23 protein-coding genes are annotated in these 26,187 nt (G+C 70.3%); 19 read left to right on the top strand and 4 right to left on the bottom strand.

Translation table 11 applies throughout. The features are described from left to right. The first annotated feature begins 167 nt into the window (after window positions 1-167). The 4 genes from WAB15_RS30280 (at window position 168) to WAB15_RS30295 (ending at window position 3,739) form a co-directional block, all read left to right on the top strand. Window positions 168-821 (top strand): response regulator transcription factor, encoded by a 654-nt coding sequence (locus WAB15_RS30280; RefSeq protein ID WP_006602630.1) that lies wholly within the window; start codon window positions 168-170, stop codon window positions 819-821. A gap of 6 nt (window positions 822-827) precedes the next feature. Further along, window positions 828-2,090: a sensor histidine kinase gene (locus tag WAB15_RS30285; RefSeq protein ID WP_407288152.1), complete on the top strand. Its 1,263-nt coding sequence runs from the start codon at window positions 828-830 to the stop codon at window positions 2,088-2,090. A 525-nt stretch (window positions 2,091-2,615) separates the two neighbouring features. Continuing rightward, a complete protein-coding gene (locus WAB15_RS30290) occupies window positions 2,616-2,918 on the top strand; it encodes a DUF4193 domain-containing protein (RefSeq protein WP_003982531.1) in 303 nt (100 codons plus the stop codon). Between the two features lie 14 nt (window positions 2,919-2,932). Continuing rightward, a complete protein-coding gene (locus WAB15_RS30295) occupies window positions 2,933-3,739 on the top strand; it encodes a hypothetical protein (protein ID WP_399151087.1) in 807 nt (268 codons plus the stop codon). Between the two features lie 22 nt (window positions 3,740-3,761). Here the strand turns inward: WAB15_RS30295 and WAB15_RS30300 are convergent, their stop codons facing one another. Then, complete coding sequence (locus WAB15_RS30300) at window positions 3,762-4,205, bottom strand: DUF3093 domain-containing protein (RefSeq protein ID WP_407288153.1); 444 nt, start codon at window positions 4,203-4,205, stop codon at window positions 3,762-3,764. Window positions 4,206-4,263: 58 nt separating this feature from the next. On the opposite strand from WAB15_RS30300, the gene WAB15_RS30305 reads away from it, so the two are divergent. The 9 genes from WAB15_RS30305 (at window position 4,264) to WAB15_RS30345 (ending at window position 13,519) form a co-directional block, all read left to right on the top strand. Continuing rightward, a complete protein-coding gene (locus WAB15_RS30305; protein WP_399151089.1) occupies window positions 4,264-4,857 on the top strand; it encodes a PaaI family thioesterase in 594 nt (197 codons plus the stop codon). After that, window positions 4,854-5,375, top strand: coding sequence for a dUTP diphosphatase (gene dut, locus WAB15_RS30310; protein ID WP_128506666.1), 522 nt, complete (start codon window positions 4,854-4,856; stop codon window positions 5,373-5,375). Before WAB15_RS30305 ends, dut begins: the two co-directional genes overlap by 4 nt. 1 nt (window position 5,376) lies before the next feature. After that, the gene (locus WAB15_RS30315; protein ID WP_399151090.1) at window positions 5,377-6,144 is read left to right on the top strand and encodes a DUF3710 domain-containing protein; all 768 of its coding nucleotides are present in this window, start codon (window positions 5,377-5,379) and stop codon (window positions 6,142-6,144) included. A gap of 326 nt (window positions 6,145-6,470) precedes the next feature. Beyond that, window positions 6,471-6,560, top strand: a complete 90-nt coding sequence (kdpF, locus tag WAB15_RS30320; protein WP_016575741.1) for a K(+)-transporting ATPase subunit F — start codon at window positions 6,471-6,473, stop codon at window positions 6,558-6,560. An 8-nt stretch (window positions 6,561-6,568) separates the two neighbouring features. Next, complete coding sequence (gene kdpA, locus WAB15_RS30325; protein ID WP_399151091.1) at window positions 6,569-8,245, top strand: potassium-transporting ATPase subunit KdpA; 1,677 nt, start codon at window positions 6,569-6,571, stop codon at window positions 8,243-8,245. A 32-nt stretch (window positions 8,246-8,277) separates the two neighbouring features. After that, the gene (gene kdpB, locus WAB15_RS30330) at window positions 8,278-10,389 is read left to right on the top strand and encodes a potassium-transporting ATPase subunit KdpB (protein ID WP_407289321.1); all 2,112 of its coding nucleotides are present in this window, start codon (window positions 8,278-8,280) and stop codon (window positions 10,387-10,389) included. A 20-nt stretch (window positions 10,390-10,409) separates the two neighbouring features. Then, window positions 10,410-11,072 carry a potassium-transporting ATPase subunit KdpC gene (gene kdpC / locus WAB15_RS30335; RefSeq protein WP_399151093.1) on the top strand — a complete coding sequence of 221 codons (663 nt, stop codon included), beginning with the start codon at window positions 10,410-10,412 and terminating at the stop codon, window positions 11,070-11,072. Window positions 11,073-11,421: 349 nt separating this feature from the next. Beyond that, window positions 11,422-12,600 (top strand): alginate lyase family protein, encoded by a 1,179-nt coding sequence (locus WAB15_RS30340; protein WP_407288154.1) that lies wholly within the window; start codon window positions 11,422-11,424, stop codon window positions 12,598-12,600. Window positions 12,601-12,811: 211 nt separating this feature from the next. Further along, window positions 12,812-13,519 carry an ABC transporter ATP-binding protein gene (locus tag WAB15_RS30345; protein WP_407288155.1) on the top strand — a complete coding sequence of 236 codons (708 nt, stop codon included), beginning with the start codon at window positions 12,812-12,814 and terminating at the stop codon, window positions 13,517-13,519. Window positions 13,520-13,851: 332 nt separating this feature from the next. On the opposite strand, the gene WAB15_RS30350 is transcribed toward WAB15_RS30345, so the two are convergent. Then, complete coding sequence (locus WAB15_RS30350) at window positions 13,852-14,424, bottom strand: GNAT family N-acetyltransferase (protein ID WP_407288156.1); 573 nt, start codon at window positions 14,422-14,424, stop codon at window positions 13,852-13,854. A 774-nt stretch (window positions 14,425-15,198) separates the two neighbouring features. Between WAB15_RS30350 and WAB15_RS30355 the strand changes: the two genes are divergently transcribed. From WAB15_RS30355 to WAB15_RS30370, 4 genes are all read left to right on the top strand, one after another. Next, on the top strand, window positions 15,199-17,754 hold the full coding sequence (locus WAB15_RS30355; RefSeq protein WP_407288157.1) for a DUF4118 domain-containing protein: 2,556 nt from the start codon (window positions 15,199-15,201) through the stop codon (window positions 17,752-17,754). A gap of 156 nt (window positions 17,755-17,910) precedes the next feature. After that, window positions 17,911-18,594, top strand: a complete 684-nt coding sequence (locus WAB15_RS30360; protein WP_384440025.1) for a response regulator — start codon at window positions 17,911-17,913, stop codon at window positions 18,592-18,594. A 173-nt stretch (window positions 18,595-18,767) separates the two neighbouring features. Further along, the gene (locus WAB15_RS30365) at window positions 18,768-19,166 is read left to right on the top strand and encodes an OB-fold nucleic acid binding domain-containing protein (protein ID WP_351274426.1); all 399 of its coding nucleotides are present in this window, start codon (window positions 18,768-18,770) and stop codon (window positions 19,164-19,166) included. A 3-nt stretch (window positions 19,167-19,169) separates the two neighbouring features. Next, a complete protein-coding gene (locus WAB15_RS30370) occupies window positions 19,170-20,042 on the top strand; it encodes a DUF3159 domain-containing protein (RefSeq protein ID WP_399151098.1) in 873 nt (290 codons plus the stop codon). Window positions 20,043-20,171: 129 nt separating this feature from the next. Here the strand turns inward: WAB15_RS30370 and WAB15_RS30375 are convergent, their stop codons facing one another. Then, the gene (locus WAB15_RS30375; RefSeq protein WP_238575713.1) at window positions 20,172-20,843 is read right to left on the bottom strand and encodes a TrkA family potassium uptake protein; all 672 of its coding nucleotides are present in this window, start codon (window positions 20,841-20,843) and stop codon (window positions 20,172-20,174) included. Continuing rightward, window positions 20,840-21,508, bottom strand: a complete 669-nt coding sequence (locus WAB15_RS30380; protein WP_399151099.1) for a potassium channel family protein — start codon at window positions 21,506-21,508, stop codon at window positions 20,840-20,842. Before WAB15_RS30380 ends, WAB15_RS30375 begins: the two co-directional genes overlap by 4 nt. A gap of 328 nt (window positions 21,509-21,836) precedes the next feature. On the opposite strand from WAB15_RS30380, the gene WAB15_RS30385 reads away from it, so the two are divergent. Beyond that, a complete protein-coding gene (locus tag WAB15_RS30385; protein WP_399151102.1) occupies window positions 21,837-23,828 on the top strand; it encodes an NAD-binding protein in 1,992 nt (663 codons plus the stop codon). 217 nt (window positions 23,829-24,045) lie between these two features. Further along, window positions 24,046-26,097: an APC family permease gene (locus WAB15_RS30390; protein ID WP_407288158.1), complete on the top strand. Its 2,052-nt coding sequence runs from the start codon at window positions 24,046-24,048 to the stop codon at window positions 26,095-26,097. The last annotated feature ends 90 nt before the right edge of the window (window positions 26,098-26,187 follow it).

The raw sequence follows: 26,187 nt of genomic DNA on the forward strand, positions 1-26,187 counted from the left end.
GGGAAACCTCAACCCGCCCGGGAATCCTGCCCGTCGGGCTCCGCGGACCCCCTCGCGGCCGCTCCGAACCCCTCTTACCGCCGGTTTATAGCTGTTCAGGGCAGGATGGAAGCACTCCCAGACATTGTTTGTGCTGCCCGAAAGGGCCCTGAGGAAGGACTAGCGACGTGCGTGTTCTCGTCGTCGAGGACGAGCAGCTGCTCGCCGATGCGGTGGCCACCGGACTGCGCCGGGAGGCCATGGCCGTCGACGTGGTCTACGACGGCGCTGCCGCCCTGGAACGTATCGCGGTCAACGACTACGACGTCGTCGTGCTCGACCGCGACCTGCCGGTCGTCCACGGCGACGATGTCTGCCGCAAGATCGTCGAGCTGGGGATGCCCACCCGCGTCCTGATGCTCACCGCCTCAGGCGACGTCAGCGACCGCGTCGAGGGCCTGGAGATCGGCGCGGACGACTACCTCCCCAAGCCGTTCGCCTTCACCGAGCTCACGGCCCGGGTGCGGGCCCTGGGGCGGCGTACGACCGTCGCGCTGCCGCCCGTCCTGGAGCGGGCCGGCATCAAGCTCGACCCCAATCGCCGCGAGGTGTTCCGCGACGGCAAGGAGGTCCAGCTCGCCCCGAAGGAGTTCGCGGTGCTGGAGGTCCTGATGCGCAGCGAGGGCACGGTCGTCTCGGCCGAGCAGCTCCTGGAGAAGGCCTGGGACGAGAACACCGACCCGTTCACCAACGTCGTACGGGTCACGGTCATGACCCTGCGTCGCAAGCTCGGCGAGCCCGCGGTGATCGTCACCGTCCCCGGCTCGGGATACCGGATCTGACCGGCGATGCCCTCCCTGCCCTCGTTCTCCAAGGCGGCGGCTCCACCGCCGCCCATGCCTCCCAAGCCCACCTGGGACCCCCGGCCGGTCAACATCCGGCCGTTCCCGTGGCTGCGCCCCACCATCCGGATACGGCTGACGCTGCTGTACGGCGGCATGTTCCTGATGGCGGGGATCGTGCTGCTGACGATCATCTACATGCTGGCCGCGGACGCCCTGCACAACGGCAGCGCGCTGCCGCTGAAGATCCTCGGCGGCAAGTTCCAGTCGACCAGCGACATCTGCGACCTGCCCACCGAGACGTCCGGGCCGCTGCTCCAGGAGGCCGTCAACCAGTGCCTCCAGCAGCAGCGCGCGGTGGCCCTCAACAGCCTCCTCAACCGCTCCCTGCTGGCCCTGCTGGGTCTGACGGTGGTGGCGTTCGCGTTCGGTTATGCGATGGCGGGGCGGGTGTTGGCGCCGTTGGGGCGGATCACGCGGACGGCGCAGCGGGTGGCGGGTTCGGATCTGCATCGGCGGATCGAGTTGGGTGGGCCGGACGATGAGCTCAAGGAGCTCGCGGACACCTTCGATGAGATGTTGGACCGGTTGGATCGGGCGTTTGAGTCGCAGCGTCGGTTCGTGGCGAATGCTTCGCATGAGTTGCGGACGCCGTTGGCGATCAATCGGACGTTGTTGGAGGTGCAGCTGGCCGATCCGGGGGCGTCGCCGGAGTTGGCGCAGTTGGGCAAGACGCTGTTGGCGACCAATGAGCGTAGTGAGCAGTTGGTGGAGGGGCTGCTGTTGCTGGCGCGTAGTGAGAACAAGGTGGTGGACAAGCGGCCGGTGGATCTGTCGGAGGTGGCCGCGCAGGCGGTGGAGCAGATGCGGGGCGAGGCGCAGGCCAAGGGGGTCGAGCTGCGTGGGGTGCGGCAGCAGGTCTTCGTGCAGGGCAATGGTGTGCTGCTGGAGCGGATCGCGCTGAATCTGGTGCAGAACGCGGTGCGCTACAACGTCGCCGAGGAGGGGTGGGTGGAGGTCAGTACCGAGCCTCGGCCCGGTTGTGCGGTGCTGGTGGTGGCCAACACCGGGCCGGTGGTCCCGGCCTATGAGGTGGAGAACCTCTTCGAGCCCTTCAGACGGCTGCGTACCGAGCGCACCGGCAGCGACAAGGGTGTGGGGCTGGGCCTGTCCATCGTGCGCTCGGTGGTCCGCGCCCACGACGGGAGCATCACCGCCGAGCCCCGCGAGGGCGGCGGCCTGACCATGCGCGTCGTCCTACCGCTCTGACGCAGGCCACAGGGTGGTTGTGCGGCCGCTGGAGCGATCGGCACCCCCGTGGGCGGCCGTCGGACATCAGTGCGTACGATCGCCCGTCTCGCGGCCGTACACCGTCTCGCCTCCCGGTTTGACGAAATGGGGGTCGGACGGGGATCCTTCGCCAAGTTCGCTTTGCGCGGAATTGCACCGGTCCGACCGCCGGTCTGCGTGTGTGTGATCGCTCACAGGCGCGAATTTCCAGCCATCTACGCTCCGTGATCGAAATGCACTGCGGAATGCCGGGGAAGTCCGGGTTTCCGGGGGGTCGGATTACGGGAAGTACAGGTGATGGGCTGCGCGAGGTGCGACATTCGGACCGTGTACGGTCCTGATCGCCATCCAAACCGATCACCTCTTCAGGGGTGCGGTTGGGTGTCGATTGAGTAACAGACCTTGATGTGAGGCAAAATCTCCGCCTCAGGTCGGGCACAAGTCCGGCCTCTCACGCGTTACGAGCGCTGAGACACCGCAGACACCCAGAGGGGGAGAGCGAAAATGGCTACGGATTACGACACTCCACGCAAGACCGATGACGACCTCAACGAGGACAGCATCGAGGAACTGAAGTCGCGGCGGAACGACAAGTCCGCCTCTGCCGTCGACGTCGACGAGTTCGAGCAGGCCGAGGGCCTGGAGCTGCCCGGCGCCGACCTGTCCAACGAAGAGCTCGCCGTGCGCGTGCTGCCCAAGCAGCAGGACGAGTTCACGTGCATGAGCTGCTTCCTGGTGCACCACCGCAGCCAGCTCGCCGCGGAGGACAAGAACGGGCAGCCGATCTGCCGCGACTGCGCGGCCTGAGACCGGTCTGCGCCGTGGCAGGCGTGAACCCGTTCCGTAAGGGCCCCAAGGGCGTCAGCGGCCCGGCGGCCGGCGCACGACCACGCGAGGAAGCCGCGTCCGTGCCCGCCGATCCGACCGCCCTTCCCACGGAGCGGACGACCGGTGCACCGCGGGAGCGAGGCCGCAGGGCCTCGCTCGCGGGCCTGGCCGGTCCCGCGGGCCGAGCAGGTGGCCGGCTGCGGCTGGGGGTCGCCGCGATCGCCGACCGCCTCATCGCCACCGCCCCGCGGATCCCGGTCCGCGACCTGGCCACGCTTCGCGCCCAGTTCCCCGGCCTGACCCCCGAGGAGCTGGCCGACAAGCTGGTCGCGGGCGCCTGCGCGGGCACCGCCGCCGTCGGCGCGGGCGTCGGCGCGGCGGCGATGCTGCCCGCTCCGCCCGCCATGCCGGCCGAGCTGGCCGCCGAGATCACGGGTGTGGCCTCGGTCGAGATCAAGCTGATCGCCGAGCTGCACGAGGTCTACGGCCTGCGCCCCGCGGGCAATCTCCGGCAGCGCGCGATGGCCTGCCTGACGTCCTGGTCCGAGGAGCGGGGCATCGACATCGCCGCACCGGCCTCGCTGAACATCGCGCTCGGCGGTCAGATGAAGCGCGAACTGCGCCAGCAGATCATGAAGCGCACGCTGCGCAACCTGCCCAACCTCATGCCGTTCATGATCGGCGCCGCCGTCGGCGCGTTCATGAACCGCCGCGCCACCAGAAGACTCGCCGACAAGGTCCGCAAGGACCTGCGCGCGCATCAGGTCGCCTGGGACGCCCTCCCCACGCCCGAGGACTGACGGGACGCCCCGCAGGGGCCGATCAGGCGCGTACGGCCGTCAGCGCCGCCACCAGGCGCTCCGGCTGCCGCGTCGAGAGGTACGCGTACGGCGTCGGGTCGTCCGGATCCGTGATCTCCACCCGCACCGCGGTGCCGACATAGCTGCGCAGCAGCATGAACGCGCGCGCGTCGGCCTTGTGCGTACGCCACGCCAGCGCCTCGTCCGCGTCCAGCGCCCTCGCCTCGCCCAGCGCGGCCGCCGGGATCTTGGCCTCACCGGCGATCAGCGCGCCGCCCACCACCCGGATACGCGCCGAGCCGTACGAGCTCACCGCCACCGCGGACAGCGCCGCACCGCCGATCAGCCCGCCGAGCATCGGGAGCGTCCCCAGGGGGAGCAGCATCAGGGCGCAGGCGACGCCGATCAGTGCGGCGATCACCCACCAGGACCGGGGCGCGGTGAGACGTTCTTCGTACGACTGCATGAACCCAGCTTGGCACGGCGGCGCGGGCCCCTTACGCGCGCGGGTAGGGTCTGCACTCGTGAGTGGAACTGACGAACCCAGGGCGCGGCTGACGCCACCGAAGGACGCCGTCGCGCCGGTCCGGCACCCCGACGGTCCGGCGCCCGGAGAACTCCTCGGCGCGCACTACGACCGGTGCTTCGGCTGCGGTACGGGCCAGCCGCACGGTCTGCACCTGGAGGCGCGGGCCGGGGACGACGTGAGCGTACGGGCCGAGTTCACCGTCAAGGAGGCCCACCAGGGCGCGCCCGGTCTGGCGCACGGCGGAGTGCTGGCCACCGCGCTGGACGAGACGCTCGGCTCGCTGAACTGGCTGCTGCGGGTGATCGCGGTGACCGGCCGGCTGGAGACCGACTTCCTGCGGCCGGTGCCGCTCGGCACGGTGCTGCATCTGGAGGCGCGGGTCACCGCGGTGCACGGGCGGAAGATCTACTCGACGGCCGTGGGCCGGATAGGCGGCCCGGACGGCCCGGTCGCCGTGCGCGCCGAGGCCGTCTTCATCGAGGTGAAGGTCGACCACTTCATCGACAACGGAAGGACCGAGGAGATCCAGGCGGCGATGGCCGACCCGGACCAGGTCAAACGAGCACGTGCCTTTGAGGTGAACCCGTGAGTCAGGTACGGAATCCGGTGGATGTACTGCTGCGGCGGCTGGACCCGGACGTGCCCGTTCCGTCGTACGGACATCCCGGCGACGCGGGCGTGGATCTGGTGACCACCGAGGCCGCCGAGCTGGCGCCGGGGGAGCGCGCGGTGCTGCCCACCGGGGTGTCGATCGCGCTGCCCGACGGGTACGCCGCGTTCGTGCACCCCCGGTCCGGGCTCGCAGCGCGCTGCGGACTGGCGCTGGTCAATGCCCCCGGGACGGTGGATGCCGGGTACCGTGGAGAGATCAAGGTGATCGTGGTCAATCTGGACCCGCGCGAGAGCGTGCGGTTCGAGAGGTTCGACCGGATCGCCCAACTGGTCGTCCAGCAGGTCGAGAAGGTGCGCTTCCACGAGGTGGCGGAACTTCCCGGCTCGGCGCGGGCCGAGGGGGGATTCGGTTCCACCGGCGGTCATGCGGCGGTGGGCGGCTCCACGGGCGGGAATGAATACGCATCGGTCGGTGCCGACCGGGAAGGACAGTGACGTGTTCGGACGTCGCAAGAAGAACGACTCTTCTGAAGAGTCGGCCAAGGACACCACGCTCGCCGGCGAGCACGCGGTGAACGGTGCCGACGAGGGCGAGGCGGCGCCGGCGCGGCTCAACCTCCCGCCCGCGCCGCGCCCCGACGGTCCCTGGGACTCGTCGGAGGTCAAGGACCCCGGTGAGGGCCGGGTGGACCTCGGCGGCCTGTACGTGCCCGGTGTCGAGGGCATGGAGCTGCGGGTGGAGGTCGCCGGTGACGCGATCGTCGCCGCGACGGTGGTGCTGCAGGACAGCGCCGTACAGCTGCAGGCCTTCGCCGCTCCCAGGAACGAGGGCATCTGGGGCGAGGTGCGCGAGGAGATCGCCGCCGGCATCACCCAGCAGGGCGGGGTCATCGACGAGGTCGAGGGCCCGCTGGGCTGGGAGCTGCGTGCCCAGGTACCCGTACAGCTGCCGGACGGCACCAACGGCGTGCAGGTCGTGCGCTTCGTCGGTATCGACGGTCCCCGGTGGTTCCTGCGCGGGGTGATCTCCGGCCAGGGCGCGGTGCAGCCGCAGGCCGCGGGCGTGCTGGAGCACATCTTCCGGGACACCGTCATCGTCCGCGGTGACGGCCCGATGGCGCCGCGTGACCCGATCGTGCTGAAGCTGCCGGACGACGCCCAGATGGTGCCGGACGGCGTGCAGCAGGATTCGGCCGAGCAGTCCCGCTTCGGCGGTGGCGTGGAGCGTCTGGAACGCGGACCGGAGATCACCGAGATCCGCTGACCGGATCGCGCGGCCGAGCGGCGCGAAGACGTCCGCATCTCGGCCGGAACGCGGTGGTCGAAAGGGCCCGGACCCCCTTGAGGGGGCCCGGGCCCTCAGCGTTTGCGCAGGTCACAAACGGGCGCGTATGGGTTCCGTCAACGGAGCGCTAATGGCCGTAAGGGAGGCGTCAACAGAGTTCGAGCCGCGTGGGAAGGGCGCTTTGCTGTGGAGGTCCTCATCTCCCCAGTCATCTAGGAGCACACGATGGCCGACGTGGCCTTCGTCGTCGTCACGATCGCGGTCTTCGCGCTGGTGGCCCTCGTCGCCAAGGGGGTGACGAAGCTGTGACCATCGAGAACATCGTCGGCCTGATCGTTGCCGTCGCCCTGCTCGGATACCTGGTCCTCGCGCTCGTCTTCCCGGAGAGGTTCTGAGCACGACCATGAGCCCCATCCTCGCAGGCGTGCTCCAGCTGATAGCGCTGATCGCGGCGCTGACCCTGGCGTACCGCCCCCTCGGCGACTACATGGCCGCCGTCTACAGCTCGCCCAAGCACCTCCGCATCGAGAAGGTCGTCTACCGCTGCATCGGCGCCAACGCGGACGCCGAGATGCGCTGGCCCGCCTATCTGCGCGGCGTCCTGGCGTTCTCCGCGGCCGGTGTGCTCCTGCTGTACCTGCTGCAGCGCGTCCAGGGCGGTATGCCGCTGTCCCTCGGGTTCGCGTCGATCAGCCCCGACCAGGCGTTCAACACCGCGGCGTCCTTCGTCGCCAACACCAACTGGCAGTCCTACAGCGGCGAGCAGGCCATGGGCCACGTCGTGCAGACCGCCGGCCTCGCGGTGCAGAACTTCGTCTCCGCCGCCACCGGCATGGCCGTCGCCGTCGCCCTGGTCCGCGGCTTCGCCCGGTCCCGCACCGGCGACCTCGGCAACTTCTGGGCCGACCTGGTCCGCGGCACCATCCGGGTGCTCGTCCCGATCGCCGTCGTCGGCGCCCTGGTCCTGGTCGCCTGCGGCGCCGTCCAGAACTTCTCCGGCATCCACGAGGTCGGCCAGTTCATGGGTGGCTCCCAGCAGACCAACGGCGGCGCGGTGGCCTCCCAGGAGGTCATCAAGGAGCTGGGCACCAACGGGGGCGGCGTCTTCAACGCCAACTCCGCCCACCCCTTCGAGAACCCCGACGCCTTCACCAACCTCTTCGAGATCTTCCTGATCCTCGTCATCCCGTTCGCGCTGACCCGCACCTTCGGCAAGCTCGTCGGGAACGTGAAGCAGGGCTACGCCGTCCTGGCCACGATGGGCGTCATCTGGCTCGGATTCACCGCGCTGATGATGTGGACCGAGTTCGCCCACGGCGGCCCTGCGCTGCAGGCCGCGGGCGCCGCCATGGAAGGCAAGGAGACCCGCTTCGGCGTCGGCTCCTCGGCGATCTTCTCGGTGGCCACCACCCTGACCTCCACCGGAGCCGTGGACTCCTTCCACTCCTCCTTCACCGCGTTCGGTGGCGGCATCCAACTGCTCGGCATGATGCTCGGTGAGATCGCACCCGGTGGAGTGGGCTCCGGCCTCTACGGCATGCTCGTGATGGCGATCATCGCGGTGTTCATCGCCGGCCTGATGGTGGGCCGTACGCCCGAGTACCTCGGCAAGAAGATCGGCACCCGCGAGATCAAACTCGCCGCCTGCTACATCCTCATCACCCCGACGCTGGTCCTCGGCTTCACCGCCGCGTCGATGGTGCTGCCGGACGCGCTCGGGTCGATGCTCAACACCAAAGCGCTGGGCGCCGGTTCGCACGGCTTCTCCGAGGTGCTGTACGCGTTCACCTCCGGCGCCAACAACAACGGCTCCGCCTTCGGCGGCCTGAACGCCAACACGCCCTGGTACAACACCACGATCGGTCTGGCCATGCTGCTCGGCCGCTTCCTGCCGATGGTGTTCGTGCTCGCACTGGCCGGCTCGCTCGCCGAGCAGAAGCCGGTCCCGGAGACCGCGGGCACCCTGCGTACCGAGAAGCCGCTCTTCGCCGGGCTGCTCGTCGGCACGATCCTGATCATCACCGGTCTGACCTACTTCCCGGCGCTGGCCCTCGGGCCGCTGGCGGAGGGCCTGTCATGACCGCCCCCGTGAAACCGGAGGAGCCCGGCTCCATGTCCACCGCCACTCCGACTCGCGCTCCGCACCAGGACGTCCCCAGCGGGCACAAGCCCGGCGACGGCCGCGTGGGCGGCGGTCTCTTCGACCCCAAGCAGCTGGTCAAGTCCTTCCCGGACGCGATACGCAAGCTCGACCCGCGGGTGATGGTCAAGTCACCCGTGATGTTCGTGGTCGAGGTCGGCTCCGTCCTGACCACGGTCTTCGCCCTCAAGTCGCCCTCGGACTGGTTCGGCTGGGCGATCGCCGCCTGGCTGTGGCTGACCGTGATCTTCGCCAACCTGGCGGAGGCGGTCGCCGAGGGCCGCGGCAAGGCGCAGGCCGACACCCTGCGCAAGGCCAAGACCGACACCGTGGCGCGTCGCCTGAACGGCACGACCGAGGAACAGGTACCCGGCACCGAGCTGCGCATCGGCGACCTCGTCGTCTGCGAGGCCGGCGACATCATTCCCGGAGACGGCGATGTCGTCGAAGGCGTCGCGTCGGTGGACGAGTCGGCGATCACCGGTGAGTCGGCGCCGGTGATCCGCGAGTCCGGCGGTGACCGCTCAGCCGTCACCGGCGGTACGAAGGTGCTCTCCGACCGCATCGTCATCAAGATCACGACGAAGCCCGGCGAGACCTTCATCGACCGGATGATCAACCTCGTCGAGGGCGCCGCACGGCAGAAGACCCCCAACGAGATCGCGCTGAACATCCTGCTCGCGTCGCTCACCGTCGTCTTCCTGCTGGCGGTCGTCACCCTCCAGCCGTTCGCGATCTACGCGGGCGCCGAACAGCCCATGATCGTGCTGCTGGCGCTGCTGGTCTGCCTGATCCCGACGACGATCGGCGCGCTGCTCTCGGCCATCGGCATCGCCGGCATGGACCGACTCGTCCAGCGCAACGTACTGGCCATGTCCGGACGCGCCGTCGAAGCGGCAGGCGATGTATCGACATTGTTGCTCGACAAGACCGGCACCATCACCCTCGGCAACCGCCAGGCGGCCGAGTTCGTCCCCGTACGCGGCACCACCGAGGCCGAGGTCGCCGACGCGGCCCAACTCTCCTCACTGGCCGACGAGACGCCCGAGGGTCGCTCCATCGTCGTCCTCGCCAAGGAGAAGTACGGGCTGCGCGAGCGCCACCAGGGCGAGCTGACCGGCGCCGAGTGGGTACCGTTCACCGCCCAGACCCGGATGTCGGGTGTGGACGTCACCGAGGACGGCCAGCACCGCAAGATCCGCAAGGGCGCGACCGGTTCGGTCATCGCCTGGGTCAAGGAACGCGGCGGCGAGGTCGCCGGCGACGCCCAGCAGCTCACCGACGCCATCTCACAGGCCGGCGGCACCCCGCTGCTGGTCGCTCTCGAGGACGAGCGTGGACCGCGCGTCCTGGGTGTCATCCACCTCAAGGACGTCGTCAAGGACGGCATGCGCGAACGCTTCGTCGAGCTGCGCAAGATGGGCATCAAGACCGTCATGATCACGGGTGACAACCCGCTGACGGCCAAGGCCATCGCCGACGAGGCGGGCGTGGACGACTTCCTCGCCGAGGCCACGCCCGAGGACAAGATGGCGCTCATCAAGCGCGAACAGGCCGGCGGCAAGCTGGTCGCGATGACCGGCGACGGTACCAACGACGCGCCCGCGCTGGCCCAGGCGGACGTCGGTGTGGCCATGAACACCGGGACCTCGGCCGCCAAGGAGGCCGGGAACATGGTGGACCTGGACTCCAACCCGACCAAGCTCATCGAGATCGTCGAGATCGGCAAGCAGCTGCTGATCACCCGCGGTGCGCTGACGACCTTCTCGATCGCCAACGACGTCGCGAAGTACTTCGCGATCATCCCGGCGATGTTCGCGGTGGCCTACCCGGGCCTGGACACCCTCAACATCATGCGGCTGTCCAGTCCCAACTCCGCGATCCTCTCGGCCATCATCTTCAACGCGCTGATCATCGTCGCGCTGGTGCCGCTCGCCCTCAAGGGCGTGCAGTACCGCCCGGTCAGCGCCGACAAGATGCTGCGCCGCAACCTGGCCGTCTACGGACTCGGTGGCCTGATCGCCCCGTTCATCGGCATCAAAATCATCGACCTGCTCATCTCCCTCATCCCCGGGCTGCACTGATTTAGGAGCTGGTGACCGACATGAACAACTCGGTACGCAACACCGCCCGGTTGCTGGGCGCGGGGCTGCGCGCCCTGCTCGTACTGACGGTGGTCTGCGGCGTCGTCTACCCGCTGGTGGTCACCGGAGTGGCGCAGGCCGCCTTCCACGACAAGGCCAACGGATCCGAGGTGCGCTCCCACGGCAAGGTCGTCGGCTCCTCGCTGCTCGGCCAGCGCTACGACAAGGGCAAGGACAAGGAAGGCAACCCGGTTCCGGACCTGAGGTTCTTCCAGCCGCGCCCCTCGGCGGGACTGGGCAGCAACAAGACCAACGGCGTCAACACCCAGTACGACCTCCAGGTCTCCGGCGCCTCCAACCTGGGCGCCACCAACACCGACCTCGTCAAGGCGGTGCAGGAGCGCAAGAAGTGGGTCGCGGAGACGTACGGCGTCGCCGAGTCGAAGGTCCCGGCGGACTCCGTCACCTCCTCCGGCTCAGGCCTCGACCCGCACATCTCCCCGGAGTACGCCGAACTGCAGGCCGCCAGGGTCGCCAAGGAGAACCACCTGCCCGCGGCCAAGGTGCGCGAGCTGGTCAAGGAGCACGTCGACGGTCGCATCCTCGGTTTCATGGGGGAACCGCGGGTGAATGTTCTGGAGCTGAACATTGGTCTGAAGGATTTGGTGGAGGGGCGGGGGTAGAGGCGGGGCGGTGCTGAAGCCCGGCCGGAGCCGGCCGGAGCTAAGGGGGCGGCCCCTGGGAGAGGACACCCCGGGGCCGCCCTTTTGCTTGTTTCCCTGCTTCTCTGTTTCGCTTTCTCGCCTCTTCTTCCCTTCCTCTCATGGCTTCCTCCTTTCGTCTTCTTCGAAAGCCGAAGTGCCCGCTGGGGCAAGGTGGTTGATTCCGCACCGCTCCGGCGCCAGGTCTTGACGGTGCCATGGCTTGCCCTTACGTTCGCCAGCCACCGCAGGTGTTCACGTCAACGCTTGTCGTTCATGTACGAGAACAGCTCCCGTCCATCGAGCATCTCGACAGGAAGGCACACCCCCCATGCGCAGAAAGCTCACCCTCGTCGTCGGTGTCCTGCTCGGAGCCCTGACGGCGGGTCTCCTCATAGGCGCCCCGTCCACCGCGGCGCCGGCCGCCTTCACCCACCCCGGCGTCCTGGTCGGCACCGCCCAGCTCGACCTCACCCGAAGTAAGGTCAACTCCGGCGCCCAGCCCTGGAAGAGCTCATTCGACGCGATGATGGCGAGCAAATACGCGTCGCTGTCACGCACTCCCAAGCCCCGTGCCGTCGTCGAATGCGGCTCGTACTCCGACCCCAACTACGGCTGCACCGACGAACGCGAGGACGCTCTCGCCGCCTACACCCTCTCGCTGGCCTGGTACATCACCCGCGACAGCACGTACGCGGACAAGGCGATCCAGATCATGGACGCCTGGTCCGGCACCATCAAGGACCACACCAACAGCAACGCGCCGCTGCAGACCGGCTGGGCCGGTTCCTCCTGGCCCCGCGCCGCCGAGATCATCCGCTACACCTACGACGGCTGGCCCAAGGCGCGCGTCGACCGCTTCGCCGGAATGTTGCGCGACGTCTACCTCCCCGAAGTCATCAACGGCTCCAACAGCAACGGGAACTGGGAGCTGAGCATGATGGAGGCGGCCGTCGGCATCTCCGTCTTCGTCGAGGACAAGGCCTCCTACGACAAGGCCATCGCCACGTTCCGCGCCCGGGTTCCCGCGTACATCTATCTGAAGTCCGACGGCGATCTACCCAAGACCACGCCGGGCAGCGGGCTGAACACCCGCGACAAGATCATCAAGTACTGGCAGGGGCAGACCACCTTCGTCGACGGCCTCACCCAGGAAACCTGCCGCGACTTCACCCACACCGGATACGGCCTGTCGGCCATCTCGCACATCGCCGAGACAAGCCGCCTCCAGGGCAACGACCTCTACCCGGAGGTCGCCGACCGCCTGCGCCACGCACTCGGCTTCCAGGCAACCTATGAGCTGGGTACGGCACCGCCGCCATGGCTGTGCGGCGGCAGCGTCAAGCGCGGCCTGGGGCCCGTCACCGAGGTCGGCTACAACGCACTGCACAACCGGATGCACCACGAGATGACCAACACCCGGACGCTGACCGAGAAGCAGCGGCCGGCCGGCTCCAACAACCTCTTCGTCGGCTGGGAAACCCTGACCCATGCGGAGAACCCCAGCTAGGGGGACTCGGTCAGCGGTGTCCGGGGCTGATCCGGAGTTATCCACAGGCGTTGCCCGCCGAACTCCGCGGTACGCATACTGACGCCATCGGCAGGCGACGCGAGGTTCCGGCGATCGAAGCGTTCAACACACCTGGAGATTAAGGGAGTTGGGCGCGGACGGTTCGCGAAGCAGGGATGAAGTGGGGGAGCGGGGAAGTGGAGGAAGGGTCATGAACGACGGGGGAAGTGGGGCAGGTGCGATGGTTGTCGTCGAGGACCTGCATCGTAGTTACGGGAGCGGCGCCGGCGCCGTGCACGCCCTGCGCGGGGTGTCGTGCAGCGTGCCACGCGGTGAACTGGTGGCCCTGCGCGGCCGCTCCGGGTCCGGCAAGACGACGCTGCTCAATCTCATAGGTGGTCTGGACGCCCCGGACTCGGGACGGGTAACCGTCGATGGCACGCCGCTCGCCGATCTCGGTGAGAGTGGGTTGTTGGAGATGCGGCGCGACCGTATCGGCTTCGTGTTCCAGTCCTTCGGGCTGATACCGATACTGAGCGCCGCCGAGAACGTCGGAGTGCCGCTGCGGCTGCGCAAGGTCCCACCGCGGGAGCGCGACGAGCGGGTCGCACTGCTGCTGTCCCTGGTGGGTCTCGCCGACCATGCCGCGCAGCGGCCCGGTGAACTCTCCGGCGGCCAGCAGCAGCGCGTCGCCATAGCCCGTGCGCTCGCCAACCGTCCCGCCCTGCTCATCGCCGATGAGCCGACCGGACAACTGGACGCCGAGACCGGCATGGAGGTGATGGAACTACTGCGCGCCGTGGTCCGCAGCGAAGGTGTCACGGCTCTGGTCGCCACCCACGACTCCAACCTTCTCGGGCTTGCCGACCGTGTCCTGGGGCTGAACGACGGCCTGATCACGGAGCAGGGCAAGGGCTGATTGGCGGGGGCGCCATCCCCCCGCTACTTCCGCCTCGCCCGGCTGCAGCGGGAGGACCTTAGCCGTGGGGAACGGCTGAAGTGGGCGGCGGCAGGGGGAGTGAGCTGGGGTGAGCACCAGCTGAGGTGAGCTGCGGCTGAGTTGATTAGCAGCCTGAAGTGAGCAACGGCTGAGGTGAGCATGAGCTGAGGTCGGCAAACGGCGGGGGAGCAAGACCTGAAGTGAGTGACGACTGAAGGGGGGAGGGGCGAGGGGGAGGAGGGGTGGGGGAGGGGGGAGGCCCCCCGGTGGGGCGGGGGCGGTGTGTGGCAGCGTCCCGGTTCGGGCGCCTGTCACCAGAGGTCGCCGTCGCGCCAGTCGCAGGTGAGGTCGGTGTCGAGGTCAAGGGGAGTGGAACCGGTGGGGAGGACGTAGATGCAGCCGTCCTCGTCGGCGGTGCGCTGGAGGCCGTTCGGGGTGAGGGCCCATGAGCGGCCGCGCCACAGTTGCCAGCCGCGGGACGCGTAGAAGTCCGCGGCCTCGTCGGAGGCGCCGAGCGCTCCGAGGTCGTAGCCGCCCCGGATGACGCGTTCCAGGGCCGCCACCATCGCCGCCCCGTGGCCACGGCCGCGCCGGTCCGCACGTACCCCGACGCCCTCCACGTATCCGCAGCGCAGCGCCCGGCTGTCGTGCAGCAGGCGGCGCTGGACCACGGAGGCGTGCCCGATCAGTTCGCCGTCCTCGTGGACCAGGGCGTGCAGGCCGCCGAGTGCGTGCTCCCAGTCCTCTGTGGTCATGTCGTCGAAGACGTCGTAGAGGAGGGTGCGGGCCGCCTTGAGGGTGGCGGTGTCCAGGTCCGAGGTGTGGGCGATGCGCACTTCGGTCCCGGCGGACGTCGTCGACGTGTTCGGTGGTGCCTCGGTCATGTGAGGCATGGTCGCAGTCGGAGCGCAGCCGGGCGACGGCATTTTTCACCCCCCGGCCTCCATCCACTTTGCCCCCCAGGCCCACCCCGCCCAGGTCGCTCATCCCTCTCGCCTCTCACCCCTTCCTCTCCACCCCCTCGCCCCCTCAGTGACGCGTCAGAAAAGGAGCGTTGGCCTGGTGCCCCGGCGGTTCGTTCGCTGTCATGGGCGGGCAGCGGGCAGCGGGCAGCGGCGGCAGTTAGCAGGGCCGGCCGGCCGTGACTGCCTGACCGCTGCCCGCCTGACCACCTCACCGATTCATCCGCGCCGCCGGAACCGGCCCCCAAGTGGCGGTGCGCGGTGCACGGCACCCAGATCGGCCAGTTGGCCCACCCCTGTCCCCTGCAGCCCTTCGCGCTTCCGCCCCATCAACCCTTGCCCCCCTCAACTCCTCGCCCGGTCATCCAACCGGCCGACAGTCACGCCGGCGGCTGCCGCACACCTCCCCGCCACCCGGCCCCACTCCCCACCCCACCTCACCCCACCCCCACTCCCCCCGGGCCCCGTGACCCATACGAGTGGTCCTCGCAGCTCACACGCCCTTCAGCGGCTCCGGCCGAGGGGTCGTCGGCCGCCCGTACCCCCGCCGCTGCCGGGGTCGCGGGGGCCCGTATCAGAGTCGCGTCAAGACCGGGCTCGAAGTCGTTACCTGGGGCTTTTGTCCCCTTGGGGGGTCGGTAGGGTCGCAGCAGGTACAGCCCGGTGGGGGCAGCCTTCACGTAAGACAATGAGGCCATGGCACGCGGCAAGCTACGGATATATCTCGGCGCGGCACCGGGCGTCGGCAAGACGTACGCGATGCTCTCCGAGGCGCACCGGCGCGTGGAGCGGGGCACGGACGCCGTCGTGGGGTTCGTCGAGCACCACGGCAGGCCCCGTACCGAGGTCATGCTGCACGGCCTGGAGCAGATTCAGCGCCGGGAGCTGGACTACCGCGACGCGGTCTTCACCGAGATGGACGTGGACGCGGTCCTGGAACGCAAGCCGGCCGTGGCGCTGGTCGACGAACTGGCGCACACCAACGTCCCCGGTTCGCGCAACGAGAAGCGCTGGCAGGACATCGAGGAGCTGCTGGACGCCGGGATCACGGTGATCTCGACGGTGAACATCCAGCATCTGGAGTCGCTCGGTGACGTCGTCGAGTCGATAACGGGCGTGCGGCAGCGCGAGACCGTGCCGGACGAGGTCGTGCGGCGGGCCGATCAGATCGAGCTTGTCGACATGTCGCCACAGGCGATCCGCCGGCGTATGGCGCACGGCAACATCTACAAGTCCGACAAGGTCGACGCCGCCCTCTCCAACTACTTCCGGCCGGGCAACCTCACGGCGCTGCGCGAGCTGGCGCTGCTGTGGGTCGCCGACCGGGTGGACGAGTACCTGCAGGAGTACCGGGCGGAGCACTCCATCAGCTCCACCTGGCAGGCGCGTGAGCGCATCGTCGTCGGGCTGACCGGCGGTCCGGAGGGGCGTACGCTCATCCGCCGCGCGGCCCGGATGGCCGCCAAGGGGTCGGGCAGCGAGGTGCTCGCCGTCTACATCGCCCGCAGCGACGGGCTGACCTCGGCCTCGCCCAAGGAGCTCGCCGTCCAGCGCACCCTGGTGGAGGACCTGGGCGGGACGTTCCACCACGTCATCGGCGACGACATACCGAGCGCGCTGCTGGAGTTCGCCCGCGGGGTGAACGCCACCCAGATCGTGCTGGGGTCGAGCCGGCGCAAGGCCTGGCAGTACGTCTTCGGGCCGGGGGTGGGCGCGACCGTCGCCCGTGAGTCCGGACCCGACCTCGACGTCCACATCGTCACCCATGACGAGGTCGCCAAGGGCCGGGGGCTGCCGGTGGCGCGCGGTGCGCGGCTGGGCCGGACCCGGATCATCACCGGCTGGCTCGTCGGCGTGGTCGGCCCGGTGCTGCTGTCGCTGCTGCTGACCGGCATCGAGAACGGTCCCGGGCTCGCCAACGACGTGCTGCTGTTCCTGTTCCTGACGGTCATGGCGGCGCTGCTCGGCGGGCAGCTGCCGGCGCTGGCGTCGGCCGCGGTCGGCTCGCTGCTGCTGAACTTCTACTTCACGCCGCCCACCCACACCCTCACGGTGAGCGACCCCAAGAACATCGTCGCCATCGTGGTCTTCTTCGCGGTGGCCGTGTCCGTCGCCTCGGTGGTGGACCTCGCCGCGCGCCGTACGCACCAGGCCGCGAGGCTGCGCGCCGAGTCGGAGATCCTGTCCTTCCTGGCGGGCAGCGTGCTGCGCGGCGAGACGACCTTGGACGCCCTGCTGGAGCGGGTGCGGGAGACGTTCGGCATGGAGACGGTGGCGCTGCTGGAGCGCACCAGCGACGTCGACCCGTGGACCTGCGCGGGCCGGGCCGGCGACGCCGACAGCGACCGGCCGCTGCTGCGCCCCGAGGACGCGGATGTCGACATGCCGGTGGGCGACCACATGGCGCTGGCGCTGACCGGCCGGGTGCTGCCCGCCGAGGACCGCCGGGTGCTGGCGGCGTTCGCCGCCCAGGCCGCCGTGGTGCTGGACCGGCAGCGGCTGGTGGGCGAGGCGGCGCGCGCCCGGGAGCTGGCCGAGGGCAACCGCATCAGGACGGCGCTGCTGGCCGCGGTCAGCCACGACCTGCGGACGCCGCTGGCGAGCATCAAGGCCTCCGTCACCTCCCTGCGCTCCGACGACGTGGCGTGGTCCCCGGAGGACGAGGCGGAGCTGCTGGCCGGTATCGAGGCCGGCGCGGACCGGCTGGACCACCTGGTGGGCAACCTCCTGGACATGTCCCGACTGCAGACCGGCACGGTCACACCGCTGATCCGCGAGATCGATCTCGACGAGGTGGTGCCGATGGCGCTGGGCGGCGTACCGGAGGGGAGCGTCACCCTGGACATCCCCGAGGAGCTGCCGATCGTCGCGGTCGATCCGGGGCTGCTGGAACGTTCGGTCGCCAACCTCGTCGAGAACGCCGTGAAGTACAGCCCGGACGGCGAGGCGGTGCTGGTCGCGGCCAGCGCGCTGGGCGAGCGGGTGGAGCTGCGGATCGTCGACCGCGGTCCGGGCGTTCCCGACAGTGCCAAGGACCGGATCTTCGAGCCGTTCCAGCGCTACGGAGACGCCCCGCGCGGCGCCGGGGTGGGCCTGGGCCTCGCCGTGGCGCGCGGCTTCGTGGAGGCGATGGGCGGCACGCTCGCCGCCGAGGACACCCCCGGAGGCGGGATGTCGATGGTCCTCACCCTCCGGGCCGCGCCCGGCCGGCCGCCGGTCAGGCCCGACCTGCCCGCTCAGGCCACGACGTGAGCGAGCGAGGCGAGCGAACCGTCGAAAGGCGCGCGCCCGGCGCATGCGAGGCCGAGCGAAGCGAGGTTTCGGCATGAGCCGGGCCGTAAGGACCACACTCAGCACACACCCCGCGGGTTCGGCCCGCGGGACGACGACACCACGAGGAGAACGCCAGTGAACCGGGTGCTTGTGGTCGATGACGAGCCGCAGATCGTCCGCGCCCTCGTGATCAACCTGAAGGCGCGCAAGTACGAGGTCGACGCCGCCCCCGACGGGGCGACCGCCCTGAAGCTCGCCGCCGCCCGCCACCCCGATGTCATCGTCCTCGACCTCGGGCTGCCCGATATGGACGGCGTCGAGGTGATCAAGGGACTGCGGGGTTGGACGCGGGTGCCGATCCTGGTGCTCTCGGCGCGGCAGACCTCCGACGAGAAGGTCGAGGCGCTGGACGCGGGCGCGGACGACTACGTCACCAAGCCGTTCGGCATGGACGAGCTGCTGGCCCGGCTGCGGGCGGCGGTGCGCCGGGCCGAGCCGACCGGGCCGGCCGAGGACGAGGTGATCGTGGAGACCGAGGGGTTCACCGTCGACCTCGCCGCCAAGAAGGTCAACCGCGGCGGCCGGGACATCCGGTTGACCCCCACCGAGTGGCATCTGCTGGAGGTCTTGGTCCGCAACGCCGGCCGGCTGGTCAGCCAGAAGCAGCTGCTCCAGGAGGTCTGGGGCCCCTCGTACGGCACCGAGACCAACTATCTGCGGGTCTACATGGCCCAGCTCCGCCGCAAGCTGGAGGGCGACCCCTCCCACCCGAAGCACTTCATCACGGAGCCGGGGATGGGGTACCGCTTCGAGCAGTAGGGCCCGTGCGGTGTCCGAGCGGTACGGCCCCGTGCGGCGGGGGCGGGGCCCGGCTGGTCGCGTACGGAGTACGGAGTTCCCCGGGCGGTGCGGGACGGCGGGCCGACGACGTGCGTGCGGAGTCGGTGTGCGGGCCGTGATTCCGGGGCCCGGCCACCGGTACGCTGGGTTTCATGAGTGCAGGTACCCGACCCGAGAAGCCGGCCGGTCGCTTTCGCCGGCTGCTCGACAGGCTGTCCTCCTCCGAGGAGGAGCTGCAGTCCGCCGAGCTGCAGCAGGATGCGCAGGACGCGGGGTGCACCCGTATCTGCGACTGCGACGACCGGCAGATAGTCAAGGTCACCGGCACCCTGCGGCATGTCACGCTGCGGCCGCGCGCCGGTGTGCCCGCGCTCGAGGCGGAGCTGTTCGACGGCTCCGCCGCGCTCGACGTGGTGTGGCTGGGCCGCCGCTCCATCGTCGGGATAGAGCCGGGCCGCAAGCTCATCGCCTCGGGCCGGGTCTCGCTGAGCCACGGACGCCGGGTGCTCTTCAACCCGAAGTACGAACTCCGACCGCTCGGACAGGAGTAGCCGGTGACGTCTTACGACCGACCGACCACTGACGCGGATGCCGACAGCCGTCACGACGGCTCCGCACCACCCCCGAACCAGACCGGCGCCGACGGGGCGGCCGACGGCAGACAGATCACCGAGGCGGCGCTGTTCGAGGCGTTCGGCGGGGTACGCGGCATGGTGGAGACCGTTCTCCCCGGCCTGCTGTTCGTCGCGATCTTCACGGTCAACAAGGACCTGCACGTCTCGGCGATCGCCGCCCTGGCGGTCTCGCTGGTGATGGCGGCCGTCCGCCTGATCCGCAGGGACACCGTCAAGCACGCCTTCAGCGGTGTCTTCGGGGTGGCCTTCGGCGTGGTCTTCGCGATGATGACCGGCAACGCCAAGGACTTCTATCTGCCGGGCATGCTGTACACCCTCGGGCTCGCCCTGGCGTACATCATCACCACGCTCGCCGGGGCCCCGCTGATCGGGCTGATCCTGGGCCCGGTGTTCAAGGAGAACCTCTCCTGGCGCACCCGCAACCCGGGGCGGAAGAAGGCGTACGCCAAGGCCAGCTGGGCCTGGGGCCTGATCCTGCTCGCCAAGTGCGCGATCCTCTTCCCGCTGTACTGGTGGGCTGACACCACTCAGCTCGGCTGGGTGCTGATCGCGCTGAAGATCCCGCCGTTCCTGCTCGCGGTCTATCTGACCTGGGTCTTCCTGGCGAAGGCGCCGCCGCCGATCGATGTCTTCGCCGAGATGGAGGCGAAGGAGAAGGCCGAGCAGGAGGCCGAGGAGCGGCGCCGCACCGAACGCGAGACCCTGGACCGGGTCGCCGACGACCTGTACAAGGACGCGGCGGCGGAGGCGGCCACCGAGCGCCCGCCGGGGGCGCCGCGGCACCGCCGCTGACGCCCGGCCGGCGGGGCGCACTGCCGTCGGCCGAGCCAACGGAGCAACGCACCGGGGCCCGGGAACCGCACATGGTTCCCGGGCCCCGGTGCGTTGCACGGCGCTGCTACGGCCGCGTCGACGGCGGCATCACGCCTCTTCGCGCCGCACCGACAGCAGGTCCTCCAGCTGCTCCTCACGCGACTGGGCCGCGACGAACAGCAGCTCGTCGCCCGCCTCCAGCGCGTCCTCCTTGTTCGGCGTGAGCACCCGCGTACCGCGGATGATCGTGACCAGGGAGGTGTCCTCGGGCCAGTCCACATCGCCGACGCGGGTACCGGCCAGCGCGGCCTCGGGGGGCAGCGTCAGCTCGACGAGGTTGGCGTCGCCGTGGCTGAAGCGCAGCAGCCGTACGAGGTCGCCGACGCTCACCGCCTCCTCGACCAGGGCCGACATCAGACGCGGCGTGGAGACCGCGACGTCGACGCCCCAGGCCTCGTTGAACAGCCACTCGTTCTTCGGGTTGTTCACCCGGGCGACCACCCGGGGCACGCCGTACTCGGTCTTGGCGAGCAGCGAGACGACGAGGTTGACCTTGTCGTCGCCGGTCGCGGCGATCACGACGTTGCAGCGCTGCAGCGCGGCCTCGTCCAGCGAGGTGATCTCGCAGGCGTCGGCCAGCAGCCACTCCGCCAGCGGCACCCGCTCGACCGAGATGGCGGTCGGCGCCTTGTCGATGAGCAGGATCTCGTGACCGTTCTCCAGGAGCTCACCGGCGATGGAACGGCCCACCGCGCCGGCGCCTGCGATAGCGACCCTCATGCGTGCGCCTCCTCGGGACCCGTGGCGAATGCCGCCTCGACCTTCTCGACCTCGTCGCTGCGCATCATCACATGCACCAGATCGCCCTCCTGCAGCACCGTCTGCGAGGTCGGCAGCATCGCCTCGCCCAGCCGGGTGAGGAAGGCCACGCGTACGCCGGTCTCCTCCTGCAGGGTGCTGATCTTGTGCCCGACCCAGGAGGCCGCGGTGTGCACCTCGGCGAGCTGGACGCCGCCGCTGGGGTCGCGCCACAGCGGCTCGGCGCCCGACGGCAGCAGCCGGCGCAGCATCTGGTCGGCCGTCCAGCGGACGGTGGCGACGGTGGGGATGCCCAGGCGCTGGTAGACCTCGGCGCGGCGGGGGTCGTAGATACGGGCCGCGACGTTCTCGACGCCGAACATCTCGCGGGCCACCCGGGCGGCGATGATGTTGGAGTTGTCGCCGCTGGAGACGGCCGCGAAGGCGCCGGCCTCCTCGATGCCCGCCTCACGCAGGGTGTCCTGGTCGAAGCCGACGCCGGTGACCCGGCGGCCGCCGAAGGAAGAGCCCAGGCGCCGGAACGCGGTCGGGTCCTGGTCGATCACCGCGATGGTGTGCCCCTGGCTCTCCAGGGTCTGCGCGAGCGCGGAGCCGACGCGGCCGCACCCCATGATGACGATGTGCATGCTGATTACCCCGTGCCCTGTACTAGCGCGCTGTCCTGCACAAACACCCTGCTCACTACTTTCTTCTCCCAGTACCGGCGACACGAAGCCACGGCTCGCGTTACGGATCGGGTGCGGTAACGGGAGCGCCGGGCGCACCACGGTCCGGTACAACCGTAGCCGTAATGCCGCTCCTCGTAGGGGGCGCGGTGGGCCGCGGACGGATGCGGGCCGGCCGGGTATGCGGCGGTGTGCCGCGCCGGGCTGCGCCGCGGCGCGCCCGTAAGGCACGCTACGAGGTGTGTCCAACCTGCCTCTGCCACCCCAACAGGACCCCGCCACCCCGCACATGGTGGTCTGCGGCGACGATGCGCTCGCGCACCGGCTCGCCGCCGAGCTCCGGGACGTCTACGGCGAACGGGTGACGCTCGTCGTCCCCTCCGCCCGCGAGACGCACCGGCCGCGGATCCCGCCGCCGGCCCGCGCGCTCGGCCGGGCGACCGCGCTGCTCGGCCGGATGTCGGCGGCGATGTCGCGGACGGCGCTGCTGCCGCCGGAGGAGCCGGGGGACGGCGAGCCGGCGCCGGAGGCGACGTTACGGGTGCTGGAGTCGGCGCAGCCGGACGACGCGGCGCTGACCGCGGCGCGCATCGTCGAGGCGGAGGCGCTGGCGCTGGTCTACGACGACGATGAGCTCAACATCCACGCCGCGCTGCGCGCCCGCCGGCTCAATCCCCGGCTGCGGCTGGTCATCCGGCTCTACAACCGCAAACTCGGTCAGCATCTGGCGGAGTTGCTCGACCAGGCCGCGGCGGTCGCCGCCCAGGCGGCCGGGGACGCGGCGGGCGGCGGGGACGCGGGGGTCGATGCCTCCACGACCGTGCTGTCCGACGCCGACACCGTGGCGCCGGCGCTGGTGGCCACCGCGGTCGCCGGGACCAGCAAGGTCATCGAGGCGGACGGGCTGCTGCTGCGGGCCGTGGAGCGTGCGCCGGTGCCTCCCGGCCGGCTGGGCGATCCCGGCCTGTGCACGCTGGCGCTGCTCTCCGCGTCCGCCGGCGACCCCGCGGCCGTAGCCGACGGCTCCGCGGGCGTGCCGGGTGCGGCGGCCGGCGACGAGGGGCCCGTCCTGCTGCCGGACGAGGCCGTCGCCGAGGCCGCGTCCGGCTGCGGCACCGTCGTCCTGGAGACCGTCTCCTATACGGGGCGGCCGGTGCGCCGCCACTGGCTGCGCGGCCGGGGCGCGCCGGTCGCCTCGCTCTTCTCCCGGCGGCTGCGCTGGTCGCTGGCCGGCATCGTCGGCGCGGTGGTGGCGCTGGCCGTCGCCTCGTGGCTGACCGTCGGCGAGAACCCGGTGCACGCCGCGTATCTCACGCTGCTGGACCTCTTCGCGATCAACGATCCGGCGGTCGACGCGCCGCTGCCCCGCAAGATCCTTCAGCTGCTGTCCGGGCTGACCGGTCTGCTGCTGCTTCCGGTGCTGGTCGCGGCGGCGTTCGAGGGGCTGGGCACCTTCCGCAGCGCGTCGGCGCTGCGGCGGCCACCGCGCGGGCTGTCGGGGCATGTGGTGCTGCTGGGCCTCGGCAAGGTCGGCACCCGGGTCCTGGCCCGGCTGCACGAGATGGGCATCCCCGTGGTGTGCATCGAGGGGGACCCGGAGGCGCGGGGCATCGCGCTGGCCCGGCGGCTGCGGGTGCCGACCGTCCTGGGGGACGTCACTCAGGAGGGCGTCCTGGAGGCCGCGATGATCGACCGGGCGGCCACGCTGCTGGCGCTGACCAGCGAGGACACCACGAATCTGGAGGCCGCTCTCTACGCCCGCTCGGTCACGCCGCAGCTGCGGGTGACGCTGCGGCTGTTCGACGACCGGTTCGCCACCGCCGTCTACCGCACTCTGCGCGCCGCGCACCCCAGGGCGCTGACCCGCAGCCGTAGCACCTCCTTCCTGGCGGCGCCCGCCTTCGCCGGCGCGATGATGGGGCGGCAGATCCTGGGGGCCATCCCGGTCGAGCGCCGGGTGCTGCTGGTCGCCAGGGTCGAGGTCCGCGGCCATGCCGCGCTGGAGGGCCGTACGGTCGCCGAGGTGCTGCGGCCGGGGCGGCTGCGGCTGCTGGCGGTCGACACCTCGGCGCCGGACGACCCCGAGCCGGACGCCCCGGCCGCCGCACCGGCGGACGCCGCGGGCGGGGAGCGGGGGCCGGCGCACCTGGTGCACGAGCTGGGCGACGGCTATGTCCTGCGGCCCCAGGACCGGGTGCTGCTGGTCACCACCCGGCAGGGGCTGGGCGATCTGCACTCCCGGCGCTCACGGGCGGCCGGGGCCGCCACGCGTCCGGGCTGACGTGACGCCCGGGCTGACGTGACGCCCGGGCTGACGTGACGAACGCCACCAAGGCCGCCGGTGGCGGGGGCTGCGTGCACACGACGTGCGGATCTTGTGGAGGTGGCGGTCCGGGACGGGCCGCGAGCAGGGCAGGTGCGAACCGCCGCACGCCATGCTCCTCGCCCGTGCGGGTGGCGGGTGGGCACGGGGCTTGACGAAGCCTTAGCATCCTCGGGTGTCCAAACTGACCGACGTGCCCAAACGGATCTTGATCGGGCGCGCACTGCGCAGCGACAAGCTGGGGGAGACCCTGCTTCCCAAGCGCATCGCACTCCCCGTCTTCGCCTCCGACCCGCTCTCCTCCGTGGCCTACGCGCCGGGCGAGGTGCTGCTCGTCCTGTCCGTCGCGGGTGTCTCTGCGTACACCTTCAGCCCCTGGATCGCGGTCGCGGTCGTGGTGCTGATGTTCACCGTCGTCGCGTCGTACCGGCAGAACGTGCACGCCTACCCGAGCGGCGGTGGTGACTACGAGGTCGCCACCACCAACCTCGGCCCCAAGGCCGGTCTCACCGTCGCCAGCGCCCTGCTGGTCGACTATGTGCTGACCGTCGCGGTCTCGATCTCCTCCGGAATCGAGAACCTGGGCTCCGCGATCCCGTTCGTCGTCGAGCACAAGACGCTCTGCGCGGTCGCCGTCATCGTCCTGCTGACGCTGATGAACCTGCGCGGCGTCAGGGAGTCCGGCAAGCTCTTCGCGATCCCGACGTATGTCTTCGTCGCCGGCGTCTTCATCATGATCGCCTGGGGCGTGATCCGCGCCGTGGTCATGGGCGACACCATGAAGGCGCCCACCGCCGACTACACCATCCACGCCGAACAGGGCGGCCTGGCCGGCTTCGCCCTGATCTTCCTCCTGCTGCGCGCCTTCTCCTCCGGCTGCGCCGCGCTGACCGGCGTCGAGGCGATCTCCAACGGCGTGCCCGCCTTCCGCAAGCCGAAGTCGAAGAACGCCGCGACCACCCTCGCCCTCATGGGCGGCCTGGCCGTCACGATGTTCTGCGGCATCATCGGCCTGGCCATGGCCACCAACGTGCGGATGGCGGAGAACCCCGCCAAGGACCTGCTCGACCACGGCACGCCGCTCGGTTCCGGCTACACCCAGAACCCGGTCATCTCGCAGGTCGCCGAGGCGGTCTTCGGCAAGGGCAGCTTCCTGTTCGTGGTCCTCGCCGCGGCCACCGCCCTGGTCCTCTTCCTCGCCGCGAACACCGCCTACAACGGCTTCCCGCTGCTCGGCTCGATCCTCGCCCAGGACCGCTATCTGCCGCGCCAGCTGCACACCCGCGGCGACCGCCTGGCGTTCTCCAACGGCATCGTGCTGCTGGCCGGTGCCGCCGCGATACTCGTCTACCTCTACGGCGCCGACTCCACCAGGCTCATCCAGCTCTACATCGTGGGCGTCTTCGTCTCGTTCACGCTCAGCCAGACCGGCATGGTCCGCCACTGGAACCGCCATCTGCTGACCGAGAGGGACCCGGCCAAGCGCCACCGGATGCACCGCTCGCGCGCCATCAACGCCTTCGGTGCCTTCTTCACCGGCCTGGTCCTGGTCGTCGTCCTGCTGACCAAGTTCACCCACGGCGCCTGGGTGGCCCTCCTCGGCATGGTCATCTTCTTCGTGACGATGTCCGCGATCCGCCGCCACTACGACCGGGTCGCCGACGAGATCGCCGCCGAGGACACCCCCGACGACGATGTCGTACGGCCCTCCCGGGTCCACTCGATCGTCCTGGTCTCCAAGGTCCACAAGCCCACCCTGCGTGCCTTGAACTACGCCAAGCTGATGCGCACCGACACGCTCGAAGCGGTCAGCGTGGACGTGGACCAGGCCGACACCCGGGCCCTGCGGGAGGAGTGGGAGCGCCGCGGCATCGAGGTGCCGCTGAAGGTCCTGGCCTCCCCGTACCGCGAGATCACCCGGCCGATCATCGACTACGTCAAGTCGCTGCGCCGGGAGAGCCCCCGCGACGCCGTCTCCGTCTACATCCCCGAGTACGTCGTCGGCCACTGGTACGAGCACCTGCTGCACAACCAGTCCGCGCTGCGTCTCAAGGGCCGCCTGCTGTTCACCCCCGGCGTCATGGTCACCTCCGTGCCCTGGCAGCTGGACTCCTCCGAGGCCGCCAAGCTGCGGGCCCGCAAGCGCGCCGAGTGGAACGCTCCGGGTGCGGTGCGCCGCGGCCCGGTCGCCCAACCGAAGAAGGAGAAGGCGGCCACGAAGAAGTAACGGCCGCGACGAAGGCTCGCAGGGCCGGCGCCGGCCGCCGCGGGCCGGGCCATCACACGGCGGGACGTACAATGGACGGCTGGCGTCCCG

Source organism: Streptomyces sirii (assembly GCF_045690365.1).
Classification (GTDB): domain Bacteria; phylum Actinomycetota; class Actinomycetes; order Streptomycetales; family Streptomycetaceae; genus Streptomyces; species Streptomyces sirii.